The organism is Pseudomonas sp. SIMBA_067, from assembly GCF_046534675.1.
GTDB classification, from domain to species: Bacteria; Pseudomonadota; Gammaproteobacteria; order Pseudomonadales; family Pseudomonadaceae; genus Aquipseudomonas; species Aquipseudomonas putida.
In genome coordinates this window covers 1-271 of the sequence record NZ_JAWRYH010000460.1, presented here as the reverse complement: position 1 = coordinate 271, position 271 = coordinate 1, and the positions used below count along the sequence as shown (strand labels likewise).

The window sequence follows — 271 nt, the reverse complement described above, 5'->3', positions numbered from 1 at the left end:
GTCGGTGCCGGCAACCAGCACCATAACGCCTTCTGCGGCCGCGGCATTCAGGAGATCGCGTGCTTTACCGGCATGCTGCGGTTTCAGCGCCGCGCCAATCAGCAAACCCTTGCCGCGAATATCGCTGAAGAGATCATACTTCGCATCGATGGCCTGCAGCGCCGTGACAAAGTGCTGACGACGCGTCTCAACGCCTGCCAGCACCTCCGGCGTATTGATAATATCGAGCGCAGTTTCGGCGATGGCGCAGGCGAGTGGATTGCCGCCATAG

Annotated in this window: 1 protein-coding gene; it reads right to left on the bottom strand. The window is 60.5% G+C overall.

The genetic code is table 11. The annotated features are described in order from the left end of the window. A partial coding sequence (locus tag SB765_RS29890; RefSeq protein WP_410932529.1) for an aminotransferase class III-fold pyridoxal phosphate-dependent enzyme occupies positions 1 to 271 on the bottom strand: 271 nt, incomplete at both ends.